The 17,518-nt window shown below is 41.2% G+C and carries 16 protein-coding genes; 15 read left to right on the top strand and 1 reads right to left on the bottom strand.

Features of this window, described 5'->3' with window-relative positions:
* Positions 1 to 54 precede the first annotated feature (54 nt).
* The 6 genes from AAJG31_RS04605 to AAJG31_RS04580 all read left to right on the top strand — a co-directional run bounded on the left by AAJG31_RS04605 (position 55) and on the right by AAJG31_RS04580 (position 6,683).
* Entirely contained in the window at positions 55 to 2,373 is a 2,319-nt protein-coding gene (locus AAJG31_RS04605; protein ID WP_279494646.1) for an ABC transporter permease, read from the top strand.
* Between the two features lie 5 nt (positions 2,374 to 2,378).
* Positions 2,379 to 3,134, top strand: coding sequence for an ABC transporter ATP-binding protein (locus AAJG31_RS04600; protein ID WP_259948878.1), 756 nt, complete (start codon positions 2,379 to 2,381; stop codon positions 3,132 to 3,134).
* Between the two features lie 104 nt (positions 3,135 to 3,238).
* The gene (locus tag AAJG31_RS04595) at positions 3,239 to 3,757 is read left to right on the top strand and encodes a sigma-70 family RNA polymerase sigma factor (protein ID WP_259948881.1); all 519 of its coding nucleotides are present in this window, start codon (positions 3,239 to 3,241) and stop codon (positions 3,755 to 3,757) included.
* Positions 3,744 to 4,406, top strand: coding sequence for a TIGR04104 family putative zinc finger protein (locus tag AAJG31_RS04590; protein ID WP_259948883.1), 663 nt, complete (start codon positions 3,744 to 3,746; stop codon positions 4,404 to 4,406). The genes AAJG31_RS04595 and AAJG31_RS04590 overlap by 14 nt, the downstream gene beginning before the upstream one ends.
* Before the next feature lie 141 nt (positions 4,407 to 4,547).
* On the top strand, positions 4,548 to 5,099 hold the full coding sequence (locus AAJG31_RS04585) for a biotin transporter BioY (protein WP_004229030.1): 552 nt from the start codon (positions 4,548 to 4,550) through the stop codon (positions 5,097 to 5,099).
* A gap of 18 nt (positions 5,100 to 5,117) precedes the next feature.
* Positions 5,118 to 6,683 carry an amidohydrolase gene (locus tag AAJG31_RS04580; protein WP_259948885.1) on the top strand — a complete coding sequence of 522 codons (1,566 nt, stop codon included), beginning with the start codon at positions 5,118 to 5,120 and terminating at the stop codon, positions 6,681 to 6,683.
* A 34-nt stretch (positions 6,684 to 6,717) separates the two neighbouring features.
* Here AAJG31_RS04580 and AAJG31_RS04575 read toward each other — a convergent pair whose 3' ends face one another.
* A complete protein-coding gene (locus tag AAJG31_RS04575; protein ID WP_048390417.1) occupies positions 6,718 to 6,927 on the bottom strand; it encodes a hypothetical protein in 210 nt (69 codons plus the stop codon).
* A gap of 212 nt (positions 6,928 to 7,139) precedes the next feature.
* Here AAJG31_RS04575 and AAJG31_RS04570 point away from each other — a divergent pair, with 212 nt between their 5' ends.
* The 9 genes from AAJG31_RS04570 to AAJG31_RS04530 all read left to right on the top strand — a co-directional run bounded on the left by AAJG31_RS04570 (position 7,140) and on the right by AAJG31_RS04530 (position 17,514).
* The gene (locus AAJG31_RS04570) at positions 7,140 to 8,909 is read left to right on the top strand and encodes a glycerophosphodiester phosphodiesterase (RefSeq protein ID WP_279494648.1); all 1,770 of its coding nucleotides are present in this window, start codon (positions 7,140 to 7,142) and stop codon (positions 8,907 to 8,909) included.
* A 214-nt stretch (positions 8,910 to 9,123) separates the two neighbouring features.
* Positions 9,124 to 10,074, top strand: coding sequence for a stalk domain-containing protein (locus AAJG31_RS04565; protein ID WP_279494649.1), 951 nt, complete (start codon positions 9,124 to 9,126; stop codon positions 10,072 to 10,074).
* A 318-nt stretch (positions 10,075 to 10,392) separates the two neighbouring features.
* A complete protein-coding gene (locus AAJG31_RS04560; protein ID WP_048390423.1) occupies positions 10,393 to 11,184 on the top strand; it encodes a DeoR/GlpR family DNA-binding transcription regulator in 792 nt (263 codons plus the stop codon).
* Between the two features lie 13 nt (positions 11,185 to 11,197).
* Positions 11,198 to 12,463: an aminotransferase class III-fold pyridoxal phosphate-dependent enzyme gene (locus AAJG31_RS04555; RefSeq protein WP_004229019.1), complete on the top strand. Its 1,266-nt coding sequence runs from the start codon at positions 11,198 to 11,200 to the stop codon at positions 12,461 to 12,463.
* A 43-nt stretch (positions 12,464 to 12,506) separates the two neighbouring features.
* Complete coding sequence (locus AAJG31_RS04550) at positions 12,507 to 13,526, top strand: phosphotransferase (RefSeq protein WP_279494650.1); 1,020 nt, start codon at positions 12,507 to 12,509, stop codon at positions 13,524 to 13,526.
* A 25-nt stretch (positions 13,527 to 13,551) separates the two neighbouring features.
* Complete coding sequence (gene eat / locus AAJG31_RS04545) at positions 13,552 to 14,958, top strand: ethanolamine permease (RefSeq protein ID WP_048390427.1); 1,407 nt, start codon at positions 13,552 to 13,554, stop codon at positions 14,956 to 14,958.
* A 20-nt stretch (positions 14,959 to 14,978) separates the two neighbouring features.
* The gene (locus AAJG31_RS04540; RefSeq protein WP_279494651.1) at positions 14,979 to 15,722 is read left to right on the top strand and encodes an HAD-IA family hydrolase; all 744 of its coding nucleotides are present in this window, start codon (positions 14,979 to 14,981) and stop codon (positions 15,720 to 15,722) included.
* A gap of 4 nt (positions 15,723 to 15,726) precedes the next feature.
* Complete coding sequence (locus tag AAJG31_RS04535) at positions 15,727 to 16,017, top strand: hypothetical protein (protein ID WP_004229009.1); 291 nt, start codon at positions 15,727 to 15,729, stop codon at positions 16,015 to 16,017.
* A gap of 15 nt (positions 16,018 to 16,032) precedes the next feature.
* A complete protein-coding gene (locus AAJG31_RS04530) occupies positions 16,033 to 17,514 on the top strand; it encodes an aldehyde dehydrogenase family protein (protein ID WP_279494652.1) in 1,482 nt (493 codons plus the stop codon).
* Positions 17,515 to 17,518 lie beyond the last annotated feature (4 nt).

Raw genomic sequence — 17,518 nt, 5'->3', positions numbered from 1 at the left:
ATTTTAGGTCTTGTTAGATTTGATGGCGATTAACAATATACAAAGAGGTGACTTATGTATTGGAAAATTGTGCGAAATGATATGGCAAATAGCAAGCTAATTACAGGTATGACCATGCTATTTGTGGCGGTAGCAGCTTTACTTGTCACACTATCAGCAGTACTTATGGTCCATTTGACAAGCGCAATTGACACACTGATGAAACAAGCAGAAACGTCTCATTTTCTTCAGATGCATGCAGGGGAAATCGATCAAGTGCGGCTTTCTGAATTTGCAGAGCAAAATAAATATGTAGATGAATATCAAATGAATGAATTTCTAAATGTGGAGGGCTCAAAGATCCATATTGCGGGTACCACATTGGCACATAGTGTGCAGGACAATGGTTTCAGCACACAAAGTGAGAAATTTGATTATTTACTTGATCTTGATGGTCATGTGATTGAAGTGGCAAATGGTGATATTTATGTACCTGTAAGCTATTGGAAGGACGGTATTGCCGACTTGGGGGATACTGTCATCGTTCAAGATCAAACCTTTACAATAGCTGGATTTCTAAGGGATTCACAGATGAACTCAATGCTGGCTTCCTCCAAACGCTTTCTTGTCAGTGAACAAGATTATGCAGCAATCCAGGAAGCGGGAACAGTTGAATATTTAATTGAGTTTCGTTTGAAAAATTTGGCGGATTTAAAGAATTTTGAGGAAGCCTATACAAGTGCAGGGTTAGAAGCAAATGGACCAACCATTACCTATAAGCTTTTTCAAATGCTGAATGCCATATCAGATGGGCTTATGATTGCTGTGATCTTGCTCATCAGTGTCCTTGTAGTCGCTATTGCGTTTATGTGTATTCGATTTACATTGCTCACTAAAATTGAAGAGGATACTCGAGAAATCGGTGTGATGAAAGCAATTGGCCTACGAGTGGCAGATATTCAGAAAATGTATCTAGCCAAATATGGCGTTATAGCTGTGATTGGTTGTATGCTCGGTTTTGCCTGTTCCTACTTCCTTCGAGATATTCTATTAGAAAATATCCGTCTGTTCATGGGAGAAACAGACAAAGTTTCACTCATTTGGTTGTTCACGGGTCTGGGGTTGTTGCTCGTGTTTATCGTGATTATGGGCTATGTACAATCGGTACTGAAACAGTTTCGCAAGCTATCAGCCACGCAGGCTCTGCGCTTTGGCACAATGCAAGGAAAAGGGCAACATGCAAAATTATTGAACCTCAGCGCCAATAAAAGGCTACCGATTAATCTTTTCCTTGGCATAAAGGATGTGCTATCACGAAAAACACTTTATGCGACAATGCTCGCAGTATTAGTATTGGCAACATTTATTATCATCGTCCCTCAAAACTTACACAACACAATTGCAGCTAAAAGCTTTATTACGTATATGGGTATTGGAAACAGTGACATCCGAATTGATATCCCACAAGGCAAGCAAAATGAACAACAGGTGGCAGCGGTGATGGATAGGCTTGAGCATGACACAGCCATTAAGAATTACACTGTTTTGACAACAAAAAAATTCACAACGATTGCTGAGGACGGAACAGCGCAAAACCTAAAAATAGAGCTGGGTGACCATACGATTTTTCCCTTAGAATATGCACACGGAGAGGCTCCAGTTGCTCCTAATGAAGTGGCACTTTCGGTGCTCAATGCAGAGGAGCTTCAAAAAAAGGTTGGCGATAGTTTAGCAGTGGTAATTAATGGACAGAAGAAAAATTTGAGGATTAGCGGTATTTATTCAGATATTACCAATGGAGGCAAGACTGCGAAGGCAGCTTTCTCTGACCAGTCTACGGATAGCATGTGGAGTGTCGTCTATAGTACGATGGCAGATCCATCTCTTGTTGCAGATAAAAGGGCGGAATATGCAAAAACCTTCTCATTTGCCAAAGTGTCAGGTATTGATGATTATATTTATCAAACTTTTGGTACGACGATTCATGCCATCGAAAAGGCAGCTCGTGCAGCACTCGTCATTGCCTTATTGCTGTGTGTGCTCGTGACATTATTATTTATGAATATGCTGATTGCGAAGGATCAAGCGCCCATCGCTATCATGAAGGCATTGGGATTCACGAATGTCGATATAGCTACACAATATGCTGCACGTTCGATTTTTGTATTACTGCTTGCTATCTCGATGGGGACGTTGCTCGCAAACACGTTAGGTGAATATTTAACTAGTACGGTCATTGCCTCATTCGGAGCGGCTTCCTTTGATTTTATGATTAACCCACTAGCAGCGTATGTTTTTTGCCCACTAGCGCTTACAAGCGTTGTTCTGCTAGCTACGCTATTTGGTACGTCAAGGGCAGGGCAGGTAAAAATTATTGAGCATATAAAGGAGTAGAACCTATGAATATCGTAAGTGGTGAGCAAATAGCAAAGACGTTTCAAGTAGGCAAAGAACAGCATCCCGTTTTACTGGATGTATCAGTTGCCATCAATCAAGGGGAGTTTATTTCCATCATGGGCCCATCAGGCTGTGGTAAATCGACACTGTTGTATGCCCTTAGCGGGATGGACAGTATTGATCAAGGTCAGGTCATCTTTGATGGAATGGACTTAACGACATTAAGTGACAAAGAACTGGCTGATTTGCGTAGAACGAAAATGGGCTTTGTCTTTCAGCATCCGACCTTTCTAAAAAGCTTAAATATCCTCGATAATATCCTGTTACCTGCGATGCGTGATGAGCGAAAAAATGTCAGGGCCTTGACAGAAAGGGCACTACAGATCATGAACAAAATGGGGATTGCAGACTTGGCAAAGCGAGATATTACACAAGTGTCTGGTGGGCAGCTTCAACGGGCAGGCATCTGCCGGGCCTTGATTAGCAACCCGCAGGTGATCTTTGGAGATGAACCCACAGGCGCATTGAATTCAACGTCTGCTCAGGAAATCATGGATTTATTAGCCTCCATCAATAGTGAAGGCACAACGGTGATGCTTGTGACCCATGATCCAAAGATTGCCGCAAGAACAGAGCGTATCCTTTTTATGTCTGATGGTGCTATCGTGAATGAATTGAGATTGCCTCGATTCACAGGCACCGATTTAGACGATCGAATGGTCAAAGTTGTCTCTACTATGCAAAAAATAGGTATTTAGCTTGAAGAAATCCGTAATGATTTAAAAATTACGGATTTTTTTTTGATAAAATGAATCGCATTCGTTACGGCGACCGTCAGTAGTGTAGAAAGTAGGTGAGGGCAATGATGGCTATTGAACAGATAATCGAGGAGCACGGTGATTACTTACTAAAGGTCGCTTATCTATATGTAAAAAATAAGGCAACGGCGGAGGACATCGTGCAGGATGTGTTCATCGCCTTTTATCAAAAGCAGGGACAGTTTCGTCAGGAAGCATCCTTACGTACATATTTAGTGAAAATGACGGTTAATCGAAGTCACGATTATTTACGAAGTTGGAAAAGTAAACGACTGACATTGTTTGAAAAGATCACGGGGCGCACAACAGCTATGACACCTGAAAAGGAGATGCTAGAGAAAACTGTAAAAAAAGAGCTGGTGGAGGCACTGTTTGCATTATCAGTTGCCTATCGAGAGGTCTTGATTTTGTATTATTTTGAGGAGATGTCGACAGTGGAAATTGCACAGCTTGTACAATGTCCGGAAGCAACGATTCGCACAAGATTACAGCGAGCTCGTAAACAATTAGCAACAGCAATGGGTGACTTTGATTGGGAGGTGCTACGCCATGAATCAATTTAAAGAGGAACTATTAAAGGAGCTACAAGATGTCAAGCTCTCACAGCAGCGCAAACAAGTAATCGCGGAAAAAGCACGACGAAAAGTTCAACGTAAAGCAGATGGTCAATGGACGTATCGCATCGTGTTCGCAACCTTTACTATTTTTGTTATCGGTTTTAGCTATATCTTGACACAACAGAAGGGGCAACAGGGTTCAGGCCATCAGGCGGCTAGCCTACAGTCCGATAATTGGCATTGGTGGTCACTATTTGCTTCGGATTATGTAAGAGGAATGATTTTACTGAGCATTTTTATAGGCGCTACATTTATTGTCAAACGCTATCTATTGAAAAAGGGGTATGGTTTACCTGTTTGTATTGAATGTGGGGAGAGTTGGTCTGAGAAGGATGCACGTAAATTATATCGCAAAAATAGTGAAATTGTGTGCCCTCATTGTGGACAAAAACAATATCGCACAAAAAAATCCATGCAAATCAGTGGTGTAATGACGATGCCAGTGCCACTGCTGATTATGCTACAGTATGTTTTCCATCATTTTGTTATCGGTCTCATTTTCTTTTTAGTGGGCATGTTCTTCTACCATTATCAAATTGCGCCATATGTGTTTAAGCTACAAGAGAAAGACCCGATGAATGAACCTTTATGGTAATGATTTTGGCAAGAAATTGCTAGGCTAATCTAGCAATTTCTTTTTTTATTCTAAAATAGATTGACAATGGTTTTCATTTGCTTTATCTTTGTGTTAACTTATTTTTATTATTAGTTAACGCACAAGGGGAGGCTTTTTACATTGAAAAAAGGAAGTACATATCAATATGTGTTAGCAGCATTTGGGGCAGCAATAATCGCAGTTTTAGCACAGGTAACAATCCCACTACCACTTATCCCGATTACAGGTCAAACGTTAGCGGTTGGAATTATCGTGACGATTTTAGGGACAAGATTAGGCACGTTATCTGTTCTATTATATATTTTACTAGGGGCAGCAGGTTTACCTGTATTTAGCGGTATGTCAGGTGGACTAGGAATTTTAGTTGGTCCAACAGGTGGATATATTGTAGGCTTCCTTGCCACAGCCATTATTATGGGCTTATACTTAGATAAATTTGGTATTACATTTACTCAAGCTATTATTGCGAATATCATTGGGATGATTGTTACATTAGCGTTTGGGACAGTGTGGTTAAAAATTGTAGCAGATTATACATGGACAGCTGCCTTTATGGGTGGTGTTGCACCATTTATCGTGGTTGGTATCGTCAAAGCGGTACTTGCAGCATGGATTGGTGTGATCGTTCGGCGTCGCTTAGAAAGAGCGCACTTAATTGAAGCAATAGCATAGGACATGGGAGGAATTGTTTTGGCAACATTATGGACAGGTGGTAAGATTTACACGATGGCTCAGGTTGGTGAAACAGTGGATGCAGTCCTTGTTGAAGATGGAAAAATTGTGGCGACAGGCTCAGTGGAGAGCTTGTCGCCACTAGCTGCTTCTATCCAACATTTAGAGGGTAATATCATGTATCCAGGCTTTGTCGACAGCCATTTACATATTATTGGCTACGGAGAAAAACTCAAGCATCTTGATGTATCGGCGGTTACGAGTAAAGAGGCGTTACTTGTGAAGCTTCAGGAGCGAATGGCTCAGGCGTCAGCACATGAATGGGTCATTGCGATTGGACTAAATGAAAACCAATTTGAAGAGCCCGTTTTTCCGACCTTAGCAGAGCTAGATGCCCTTGGAGATGCTCATTTAATCATTAAACGGAGCTGTCATCATTTGATTCTAGCCAATTCCAAGGCACTCGCTTTTGCAGGAATTACAAATAGGACTCCTTCGCCAGAGGGGGGTGTCATTGACAAAGTAGATGGTCAGCTCACAGGGATCCTAAAGGATGCTGCCTTGTATTTAATTGTTAACCAGATGCCACATATTACACCTGCTTATATTGAGGATGCACTGACAAAGGCGGTGACCTCATTGCAATCCTATGGTTTAGTAGGGGGACATTCAGAGGATTTAAGCTATTATGGACCGCCAAGCCAGCCGATTCAGGCTTATCGCAAAATAGTAGAGGCACAGCAATCCTTTAAGGTGCATGTATTACAGCATCATACAGTCTTTGAAGAGGTTGCGAAGATGGATTTAGCTTCCTCACCATTTTTGGAGTTTGGTGCGATGAAAATTTTTATTGATGGAGCCTTTGGAGGTCGTACGGCTGCACTACGTCAGCCTTACTGCGATGATTCGGACAATGCAGGGATGCTTATTCATACAACTGAGCAATTAACAAGCTATGTTCAGCTGGCACGTCAATATGGACAAACCGTTGCCGTGCATGCCATTGGGGATTTAGCAATCGACACGATTTTAGACGTTTTTGCGGCATATCCTCCTCAGGAAGGTCAGCTTGATCGCGTAATTCACTGTAGCTTAGTCGATGAGGAACTATTAGCCAAGCTAGCTGCATTACCAGTGGCAGTGGATATGCAGCCGCAGTTTGTACAGGGAGAATACCAAGCAGAGCTATCGAGACTTGGAGAGGAGCGCGCACAGGGCTTACATCCTTTAAAATCGCTTCTTGACAGAGGGCTGATTGTCGCAGGCGGCAGTGATGCGCCAATTGAAGTGCCAAACCCGTTGCATGGTATTTATGCGGCTGTCACTAGAAGAAATTTTGAGGAAACACATGATGGCTATAACCCTCATGAGAAAATTTCCCGATTTGAGGCAGTCCGTTTGTATACAGTAGGAGCGGCTGAAATCATTGGACAGCAATTGATGCGTGGCAAAATTGCAGAAGGCTTTGCTGCAGACTTTACGATTTTACAAGAAGACGTTTTTACGGTAGAGATGGAGCAGCTTCCACACATTCAAGTCGCATGTACGGTTGTGAATGGTCAGATAGTATATGAAAATCGCTGAGAAGGTTATCCTTCCCAGCGATTTTTTTATGGGACTATTGTTTGTCAGTTAATTGTTTTACTTGTTGTTCTAGGGTTGACACACGTTTTGATAAGTCCTCTACTTGCTGTTGCATGGTTGGTGGAGGAGACACAGGGGCAGTGGATTTCATTTTTTTGATCATATGGATCATTACGAAAAAGATCGCTAGAAACATACATAAAAGAACGGTTGTACTAATGATATCACCAAGGTTGAATTTCATGTTTGCGCTCCTTTCTGTAGCGGGTATCTAGTTATATACAGGGTGGCCTGCTAAAAAGTTTCAAAAAAATGGTGAATGTCACGATTAATACAAAAATTGACGCCTACTTTGGTATAGAGGAGTGCTATTTTATTGGCTTCGAGGAATGGGTCATAGCAGTCAAAACATACGTTAGTAGTGAGCGATTTTAACAGCATGATAGGGGTGAGTATGTGCACAAGGCAGGACAAGTAATGCGACAGGCTGTCCATAATATTTATGTTTATCGATTCGATTATGTACAGGTTTTCGCATTAATTAGAATCTTTCAGTTTTTATTAATGATCCCTGTAACCTCTATCGTATTGAAGCTCATGCTACAAGTAACAGGGTTTACACATATTACTGAGCAAAATTGGCAAAGCTTTGTGACGCATCCCTTTGTGATGATAATGATTTGTCTATTAATTTTGCTGTTTTTATTATTTGTATATTATGAGATGGGCTTTCTATTTCTCATGGCCTTTCATCAGCAACGAGGACTTCGCTACCGATTTCTTCCTTTATGGCAACAATTAAATCGCAAGGTTGTCTATTTTTTTAGTGTGCAAGTTCTATTTCTCATCGTCTATTTAGCACTATTAATGCCACTAGCTTCCTTTATGCTACCCCTTACATTGACTCAATCCATCTCCCTACCACATTTTCTAACTGAAGAAATCATGAGTAGTCGAGCGGGTAGGCTAGCATATGCTGCGGTGGCAAGCATTATCGTGATGATAGGTATTCGAAGCATCTTAACGTTACCTATCTTTACAATCCAGCCGAACATCTCTATTTTGCGTTCTTTTAAGCAAAGCTGGCGATTTTCCAAGCGTGGATTATTTGAACTAGTCGTGCTACTAGCTATGCTTTTAACAGGTCATCTGTTGATGATGCTTGGTATCACAGTGGTCGCTACGTTTCCCCTCTATTTAATTGAACGTTTAATGCCAAGTGCAGCCTTGGTTACGGCTGGGCTGACACTAGCCTTTTTAGAAATGGTCTTTGTGGTGCTATTTAGTTTATTACAGGCGATGTTTTCACAAGTTATGGTCGCCATCACGTATAATACGCTAGTTATAGGCAAATTGAGCGGAACTACACATCGGAAGCGGCACTATAAGCCATTACTATTGATCAGTGGCATTGTGTTTCTCGTATTAAGTATGATGAATATCAATTCATTAGAGAAAAGTGTCTATGCGCCAGATACCAAAATTATTGCCCACCGCGGCTATGTAGCAGGCAATGTAGAAAATACAATTAGTGGATTGGTGAGTGCAGCCAATGCGGGGGCAGATTTAATTGAAATCGACATTCAACAAACGGTGGATGGGGAATTCGTCGTCTTCCATGATCGAACATTACGAAGGTTAGCAGGTAAAAATGGTGTTATTGCGAATATGACCCTGAGCGAACTAAAAACGTTAACCATTCATCAAAATGGCTTTAGCGATAAAATTGCTTCATTAGATGATTGTATTGAAATTGCCAAAGCGTTAGATGTGGCGCTTCTAATCGAATTAAAGGTGCATGGTCAAGAAACAGAAGATGTTTTACCTAAATTAGTAGAGAAGCTACGAAAATACAAGGTGCTAGATTCCTATTATGTGCAATCCGCTGATGGACAGAAAATGACGCAATTAAAAAAATTGGTGCCGAATTTGCGAGTCGGTATTGTCTATGCACTCAATATTGGACCGATGGAGGAAAATGTTGATTTTATCGCACTGGAGGAATCCTGGGTAACGGAGCAGCTTATCCAAGAATTGAAGCAACATCCGACCGATTTATTTGTTTGGACACTCAATGACGACCGCTCCCTGCAAACCTTTATCGAAAAAAATGTCAGCGGCGTCATCACTGACCACCCCGACGTCGCCCGTGAGCTAAGAACCCAGCAAAGCGAAAACCAGTATTTCTTACAGCGCATCCTGAATCGTCTGAGATTTATCTTTTGATCAGGGGAGAATAAAATTGCGAAGAAGCGAATATCCAAAAGCAAAGCACCGCCATCTAGTAAATCGAATATTCAAGAGAAGTCGCTCGCAAATCGCTATAGCTCAAAATGAGGAAGCAAAGCTCTAGCCATAAAAATGGAGACAGTTTGTAACCTTTTTCGTGTGAACACGACTACTTTATTGAATTCGGGAAAATGAAGGAGATGCTTTTTGTATGAAAATGACGAAAGTCGTACCATTTGCTATGTCAGCATTATTATTAGGGGGCGCGATTGGAGCTCCAACTGCATCAGCGAACGAAGGAGAGGCTACTGTGATTAACGCAGAAACTTCGGAGCAACAAGTGCAGCCTATTTTTATTAAAGTGACAGGTACAGTTGAAAACGTAGAAGTACGTGAAAATGCCACATACTATACAGTGGTTGATGGTGACAATACAAATATTGTGATTGCCAATAAAGACTCATTAGTTTTTGACAATATGGGAAAAGAAGCCAAGCTTCAAAAAGGAGATAAGGTGTCAGCTTACTCATATGCCAAGAAGCCGATGCTTGCGATTTATCCACCACAATACAACCCAGAAGTAATCATTGTAGAAACAGAAGAAATGGGTAGCGTGGAAGTGGATTTCTTCAATAAAGATTTAGTGGATACTGAAAATAACCTCAAGTTAAATGTTGGGGAAGACACGAAGCTAGCAAGTGCTACTGGCAAAGCTGTGAAAGTGGACGATTTAAAAGAGCAGCATTTAGTGGTGTTCTACACAATCGCAACGATGAGCATCCCTGCTCAAACACCGCCATCAAAAGTGATAGTATTAGATACAATTGAGAAGGAAGAGCCTGTTGAAGTGGATCCAGCTCCAACACCAGAACCAGCTCCAGTTGATTCAGCGGTTCAAGAAATTATCAATAAAGACTTTTACGAAGTAGATGGGACAAAAATGGTGCCGCTACGCTTAATCGCTGAAAAGCTAGGCTTTAAAGTAGAAGTAACGCCAAAAGGTGCCATTGTTTCAAAAGGAGCCCTTTCGTATACAATTACGCGAGGTCAAAAAGAATATGGTTATAATAAAGCGCTTCGCCAATTTAAAGTAGCCCCTGCTTTATTAGAATCTGGCAAAACATACGTACCTGTTGAATTTGTAGAGGAATTAACAAAATAATCTCGTCATCTCCCTTTATGGTTTCTACCATGAAGGGGGATTTTTTATGGGAAAAAATAGTTGTAGAAAAATATTTTAAAAAAGGTTTTAGAGAGCAGTTGGAGACAACTGAAATTGGTTTTTTGTGGAGTTTTCATTTTACGCTTAAGAGAAATAAGTGGTTTTAGAGAGAAAAAATCAAACAGAAAATAATATTCAGAGTATTGACAATTATTAAACTATTATTTAAAATTCAAAACAAATCCACATAAATACAGAAATAAAGTGTTGGATTTGTGGATTTTGTTGGATTTAACTTTGTGTTTGGAGTGATGATGTATGTCTCTTTCGTTTGAGGAACGTAAAAAAGTGATTTTAGATATTTTAGATTTAGAAGGAAAAGTGAAGGTAAGTGATGCAGAGCAGCTATTAAATGTATCAGGCGAGACTATACGTAGAGATATGGATCGATTGGAGAAGGAAGGGCTTCTACACAAAGTCTATGGGGGGGCTGTGAAGGCAAAGGAAAAGTATGAGAGGACCTTTGAACAGAAAACGTCACTTAACAATATAGAGAAGAGAAGGATTTGTAAGGCTGCTGCAAATATTGTGGAAGACGGTGATGTTATCTTTATCGGTCATGGTACAACAGCCTATGAAATCGTTCGTTATTTAGGTGATAAGCCCAACGTCATTGTCGTCACAAATTCACTCCCAGTTCTATCATTAGCCGCAGAATGCTTTCAAGGGAAGGTGCTCTTTGCGGGAGGAGAATATGAACATCGACAAAAATTTATGGGAGGTCCATTAGCTGATTTATTTTTTAATCAACTAAAGGCAAATAAAGCCTTTGTTGCTGCAGGCGGAATTTCGTTAGCAGATGGTATTACCGACTATGATATTACGGGCGCAGCGATTTCAAAGAAATTAATAGAGCGGGCAGAAAATACGATTATTTTAGCGGACCATACGAAATTTGGTGTCTCTACATTTGCGCATATTTGTCATTTAGAGGACGTTTCGATGGTGATTACAGATCAAAAGAGCTCCACACAATGGCAGGAACGATTACAGCAGAAAAAAGTGGAATTATTCATTGCAGGTGAAATGTTGGATGACGTCAATGTATAGGAAGGTGGAAACTATGGACTATTTTGCAAATAAACAGGCAACCTTACAAAAATCAATTGACTGGTGGAATCCAGGAAAAACGAAACAGTGGCAAATCGATGGTGTCGATGTTGTTATCGGGAAACGAGAGGGCTATTATTTCTACGATGTGGATGGCAAAAAATTAATGAATGCGCATCTCAATGGCGGAACATATAACCTTGGCCATCGTAATCCAGAAGTCATTGCTGCATTAGTGGAAGGAACCAATTATTTTGACATTGGCAATCATCATTTTCCATCTACTGCACGTGCACAGTTAGCTGAAAAATTAGCAGCCTGCACACCAGAAGGCTTAACATATTCTATTTTCTCTAGTGGTGGAAGTGAAGCAATTGATGTTGCTCTAAAGTGTGCGCGTTATGCTACAAAACGTAAAAAAACGATTTCCATTAAAAATGGATATCATGGACACACAGGTCTTGCGGTTTCGCTTGGCAATGAACGCTATTCAAAACCATTTTTAAGTGAGGGCAGTCCCCATGAATTTGTGCACGTACCTTTCAATGATCTGGCGGCAATGGAACGAGAGCTTGCTAGAGGGGATGTAGCTAGCGTAATTATCGAGACTATTCCTGCGACATATGGTTTCCCCTTGCCCACTGCTAATTACTTGGCTGATGTCAAATCACTTTGTGAACGATACGGGGCATTATATATTGCAGATGAGGTGCAAACGGGCTTGATGAGAACAGGTAAGCTGTGGGGAATTGAGCATTATGGGGTGAAACCGGATATTCTGGTAACAGCAAAGGGGCTAAGTGGCGGTATCTATCCAATTGCAGCTACAGTGGTCAATGAACGAGCAGGCGGCTGGATGGAAGAAGATGGACTAGCCCATATTTCTACATTTGGTGGAGCAGAACTAGGTTGTGTAGTGGCGATGAAAGTATTAGAAATCTCCCAACGTCCTGAAGTAGTAAAGAATGTAGAATATGTTGCTCGTTATCTACGAAGTGGTTTAGAGCGTATTCAACAACAATATCCTGATTTCTTTGTGGGCATTCGTCAGCTTGGCGTTGTTATGGGCCTAGAATTTAATCATCCTGAAGGGGCTAAATATGTGATGAGCTCCTTGTACAAACATGGTGTATGGGCCATTTATTCAATGCTGGATACACGTGTGTTGCAATTTAAGCCAGGGCTATTATGTGATAAAGCGTACTGTGATGAATTGCTTGAAAAATGTGAGGCGGGCATAAAAGAAGCAGCGCAGCTTGTGAAATTTGCACGCTATTAAAGGAAAGAAAGCTTGTCAATTTAGTAAACAGGGGGTTTTCTAGATGGGTCAAATGGATTTCATAGATTTAGAATTGGTCCTTTCCAACTTTCATCAAGCAGCAAATGATGCATTAAAGGAGTTTAGTTGTTTACTAGAAGCATCTTGTAAAATGATTGATTATTCCGAAAATGCGACGTATCTCGTAGAAGATGGGCAGGGCAAAAAATATATTCTGAGGATCAGCCGACCAAATTACCATAAAAAAGAGGAGATCGAAGCGGAGATTGCCTGGTTAAACTCGCTCCATGAGCAATCTCCTATTGATGTATCACTACCGATGCGAGCAGATGACGGTGACTACGTACATGCTCATTCGTATAATGACACGATATATTATAGCACATTATTTACATTTTTGGAGGGCAATGCTCCTGATGAGAATAATGAAGATGACTTAATTCAGCAATTTGAAACATTAGGCGAAATTACAGCCATGTTCCATAAACACACAATCGAGCAGCATGATTATTACCAAGCCTTTCAGCGCATGACATGGGACTATGACACGATTCTAGGTCAATCTCCAAAATGGGCGAGATGGCAGGATGGACTAGGAATGACCCCTGCACGAATCGCTTTATATGAGGAAGCATCACATATCATTCAAAAGAAGCTTGAGGCATTTGGAAAAGAGAAAACACGATTTGGTCTTATCCATGCGGATTTACGCTTAGCTAATTTACTCATCTATGGGGACGAAATTAAAGTGATTGATTTTGATGATTGTGGTTTTGGGTGGTTTTTATATGATTTAGCCACATCGGTGAGCTTTATTGAGCACATGCCTTATCTTGATGAGTTGATCGCTTCATGGGTTAAGGGCTATAGCAAAATTCGATTATTAACAGACGCAGAAAAAGAAATGATTCCAACTTTTATATTAATGAGAAGACTACAGCTTATTTCGTGGATTGGAAGTCGTGATAATGAGACAACGCGCTTACTTGGTGAAAATTACACGCTTCAGAGTGATGATTTAGTGAAAGCCTATGTAGAAAAGTATCAAGACTGTACCAACTAAATAACGATAAAAGGTGGCGAATAACATGTCTTCGAAAAAGGATGAAATCATCGTATTAAAGAAAGCCCTTACACCCATCCATTTATGGACAATTGGCGTCGGCATTGTGATTTCTGGGAACTACTTTGGCTGGAATTTTGGTTTAAGTCAATCTGGTTTTTTAGGAATGCTCATTGCCACATTATTTATGGCGATTATGTATTTAACGATGACCTTAGGTATTTCTGAATTATCGACGATGTTACCTTATGCAGGAGGACCTTACTCCTTTGCTCGACGGGCGATGGGGCGTTATATCGGTTTTATTACAGGAGTTGGTGTCGTGCTGCAATATGTCATTGCCGCACCAATTATCGCGATTGGTATTGGGGGCTATATCAGCTTTTTGTTTCCAGCCGTACCGACAGTGGTGGCAGCTGCCTTTATGTATGCTCTGTTCATGGGGGTTCATATTATTGGCATTAAAGAATATGCCACGATCGAAATGGTGCTTGTTTTTATTGCTTTAGGCTTACTAGTCTTAATGTATTTCGTTGGTTTACCGCAAATTAATGTGGGCCATTTATTCCCTGAGAATGGCGATCTTATACCAGGTGGATTTAAAGGCATCTGGTCAGCATTGCCCTATGCGATGTGGCTATTCCTAGCAATCGAGATGTTGCCTATGTTATCGGAGGAGACGAGAGATGTGCAGAAGGACATGCCGAAGGGGTTAATTTCAGGTATGGTGACCTTGCTGATTTTATCCATTTTGACAACAACTGTTGCCATTGGGCTAGCTGGCATCGATGTCATGACGGTTGCTGAAGATCCATTGCCAGCAGCGATTGCCGCTGTTTTTGGAAATACGTATTGGTTGGCGCAGATTTTAGCATCTGTTGGCTTAGTAGGACTAATTGCAAGCTTTTCGGGTGTGATTTTGGCTTACTCTCGTCAGGTCTATGCTTTATCACGTGCAGGCTATTTGCCAAGCATGTTATCGAAGATGCATAAAAAGCGTCAGACACCATATATGGCCATTATTTTGCCAGGCTTTATCGGGTTAGTGTTAGTCATTTTATTTAATCCAGATGATTTAATTTTAATTTCTACATTTGGGGCATTAGTATCGTATATTACGATGAATTTATCGGTGTTGATTTTGCGTAAAAAAGAACCTCATTTAGTACGTACCTTTAAGACACCGCTGTATCCATTTACGCCTATTGTCTCACTTGTGCTAGCCGTCATTGCTATCTTTGCGAGCTTCTTTGCGAATTTGACTTTTTTCATCGTTTGTTTGGCTGTTTTTGCTGTGGCAACGATCTATTATTGGGTGTGGGCAAGACACCATATTAACGAGGATGCACCAGAGGAACGCTTTGCGAAGGACGCTACAGTGCAGGTAGAGGTGCAAGCACCAGTATCGCCAATAGAGGCTATACGAGAATAAATAAAGGGATGGGTTTTCCTATGACAAAAGTGGAATGGGTCATTTTTGATAAGGATGGAACAATCATAGAAATGGATTCTTTATGGATTGCCTGGGCCAAAAATTTATATGCTAATTTAACTGTAAATTCAGACTTAGAGATCTATTTTTCCTTACAAACTTTTTTAAGAAACATAGGGGTTAATGACAATGGAACAACGATTGACCCAACGAGTCCTCTAGCTATTGGAAGTATACAAGAAGCTGAGACGATCGTGGCGTTCTTACTCTATCAGCAGGGAATCCCATGGAGCAAAGGGGTAACACTTGCGAGAGCAGCTTCCAACTTAGCCACATCGCAGCAGGAAAATAGCAAGGTACAGGCATTACCAGGTATTCGTAATCTCTTAATAACCTTAAAAAATAAAGGGAAGAAATTAGGGGTGATTACAGCTGATCAAACGGCACGAGCCAAATCTCATTTACAACAGCTAGAGTTATTAGCTTTGTTTGATTTCGTTCTAGGAAGTGACCAAGCTACATCCAGTAAGCCCTTCCCAGACTTAGCATATGTGGCAAAGGAACAGTTTCAAGTATCGCTTGAGAAAGCCGTGATGATTGGCGATTCGAATGCAGATATGCTCTTTGCTAAAAATGCTGGCATGTGCTTTTCAATTGGCATCATTCCTAGTGCCACATACCCAAAGGATTATTTACCTGATGCAACCGCAATTATTGAAGCGTATGACGAATCTGTTCTCACCATGCTAATCGAAAAGGAGTGAGCATATGGACAATCAGCTAATTGCCAAGATTACTGAATTGGTATTGGAAAAACTAACGCAAGGCTCTCAGCCTGAACAAGCTTCTAAAACGTTATCAAATGAGGAATTACAGGAATGGCAATCATTTCGATTAATAAAAGAAAACCAACATCAGACGCAGCAAACAACTGCCCCTGCATATGTAGCATTATCTACGCATGAATTACAGCATTGGCAAAGTCTGCACCAGCAATCATCAGGCACTGTCTCTGTAGCTAATTCGAGCGACTTAATTGCCCTAAAAAAATTTACATGACGGGAGGTTCGTCATATGGTGAGAGACCAAGATTTGGTTTCGATACAAGAGGCAAGAGACGGAATAGCAGCCGCTTCGATTGCGCAAAAAATGTATGCCAGCTTTACGCAAGAGCAGGTCGATCGAATTGTCGAGGCCATTGCCCAAGCTGCTTATAAACAGGCAGAAAATCTTGCTGTATTAGCTGTTACGGAAACAAAGATGGGCATTATTGAACATAAAAAAATAAAAAATGAGTTGGCTTCTCAAGGTGTCTATGAAGCCATTCGGCATGAAAAGACAATTGGCGTTATACACGAGGATAGGGTAGCAAGGCAGGTGGAAATTGCTTATCCATTCGGTGTTATTGCGGCAGTTACACCTGTTACGAACCCGACTGCTACAGCCATTTTTAAAACGCTAATTGCCCTAAAGGCGCAAAATGCCATTGTCTTTAGTCCTCATCCAACAGCAGTCAACTGCACTATCGAGGCATTGAAAATTTGTCAGCAGGCAGCCGTTCGTGCAGGGGCGCCAGAGGGACTTATTCAATGGATTAGCCATCCAACAATAAAAGGAACAGAGGAACTTATGCATCATCGTGATGTACAGCTAATTTTAGCAACTGGTGGAGCAGGGCTTGTCAAAGCTGCCTATAGCTCAGGGAAACCAGCCTATGGTGTTGGCCCTGGGAATGTTCCTGTCTATATTGATCGCACAGCAAATGTGAACGAGGCAATGAAGCAAATTATCGATAGTAAATCATTTGATAATAGTACGATCTGTGCCACAGAACAAGCTATTGTCGTACATCAGGAGGTCAAAGCACAGGTGATGGCTGCTTTAGCAGAAAATGGGGCCATCCTTCTAAGTGGGCAGGACAAGGAAAAATTAGCAAAGGTGATTTCACCAGTAGCTCGTACATTAAATAGCCAAATTGTCGGGAAGCCAGCAACCGTAATAGCCCAAATGGCTAATATTGATGTCCCTCGACATACACGCGTATTAGTCGCGGAGGAACATCAGATTGGGAAGGAGTATCCATTTTCCATGGAGAAGCTTTCTCCCATCCTAGGTCTTTATACGGCTCGTTCTCAGGAAGAAGCAGTAAAGATTTGCCGTCGCTTGCTTGACGTTGGAGGGAGAGGACATAGCCTGGCTATTCATGCACAGGACGAACATTTTGTTAAGCAGTTTGCCGCTCAAATGCCCGTGTCCAGAATATTAGTCAATACTTTAGCATCTGTTGGGGCTGCAGGCGGTACGACAAGTTTAACGCCTTCCTTTACATTGGGCTGTGGGGCCTATGGGGGAAATATTACGAGTGATAATATTTCTGCACATCATTTATTAAATAAAAAAAGAGTGGCCTATGGTGTGAAGGAACTAACGATTCCACCCCCAAAGCATCCACAAAATATACAGGCTCCAGCGATGCAAGCAATTGAAGGGGTGTCTATTGACAGGTTGTCCATTGAAAAGATTGTAGAGGAAGTACTCACAAAGCTAAGTAATTAGAGGA

This window comes from Lysinibacillus sp. BS3 (assembly GCF_039614735.1).
Taxonomy (GTDB): domain Bacteria; phylum Bacillota; class Bacilli; order Bacillales_A; family Planococcaceae; genus Lysinibacillus; species Lysinibacillus capsici.
Note: the sequence above shows the minus strand (reverse complement) of the source record. Positions and strands in the feature narration are given on the sequence as shown.

What these genes read in the sequence shown, in the direction of transcription:
- eat (WP_048390427.1), top strand. Translation starts at nt 13,552, where the DNA reads ATGTCTTCGAAAAAGGATGAAATCATCGTATTAAAGAAAGCCCTTACA.
- AAJG31_RS04560 (WP_048390423.1), top strand. Translation starts at nt 10,393, where the DNA reads ATGTCTCTTTCGTTTGAGGAACGTAAAAAAGTGATTTTAGATATTTTA.
- AAJG31_RS04555 (WP_004229019.1), top strand. Translation starts at nt 11,198, where the DNA reads ATGGACTATTTTGCAAATAAACAGGCAACCTTACAAAAATCAATTGAC.
- AAJG31_RS04575 (WP_048390417.1), bottom strand. Translation starts at nt 6,927, where the DNA reads ATGAAATTCAACCTTGGTGATATCATTAGTACAACCGTTCTTTTATGT.
- AAJG31_RS04565 (WP_279494649.1), top strand. Translation starts at nt 9,124, where the DNA reads ATGAAAATGACGAAAGTCGTACCATTTGCTATGTCAGCATTATTATTA.
- AAJG31_RS04550 (WP_279494650.1), top strand. Translation starts at nt 12,507, where the DNA reads ATGGGTCAAATGGATTTCATAGATTTAGAATTGGTCCTTTCCAACTTT.
- AAJG31_RS04600 (WP_259948878.1), top strand. Translation starts at nt 2,379, where the DNA reads ATGAATATCGTAAGTGGTGAGCAAATAGCAAAGACGTTTCAAGTAGGC.
- AAJG31_RS04595 (WP_259948881.1), top strand. Translation starts at nt 3,239, where the DNA reads ATGATGGCTATTGAACAGATAATCGAGGAGCACGGTGATTACTTACTA.
- AAJG31_RS04540 (WP_279494651.1), top strand. Translation starts at nt 14,979, where the DNA reads ATGACAAAAGTGGAATGGGTCATTTTTGATAAGGATGGAACAATCATA.
- AAJG31_RS04590 (WP_259948883.1), top strand. Translation starts at nt 3,744, where the DNA reads ATGAATCAATTTAAAGAGGAACTATTAAAGGAGCTACAAGATGTCAAG.
- AAJG31_RS04530 (WP_279494652.1), top strand. Translation starts at nt 16,033, where the DNA reads ATGGTGAGAGACCAAGATTTGGTTTCGATACAAGAGGCAAGAGACGGA.
- AAJG31_RS04535 (WP_004229009.1), top strand. Translation starts at nt 15,727, where the DNA reads ATGGACAATCAGCTAATTGCCAAGATTACTGAATTGGTATTGGAAAAA.
- AAJG31_RS04605 (WP_279494646.1), top strand. Translation starts at nt 55, where the DNA reads ATGTATTGGAAAATTGTGCGAAATGATATGGCAAATAGCAAGCTAATT.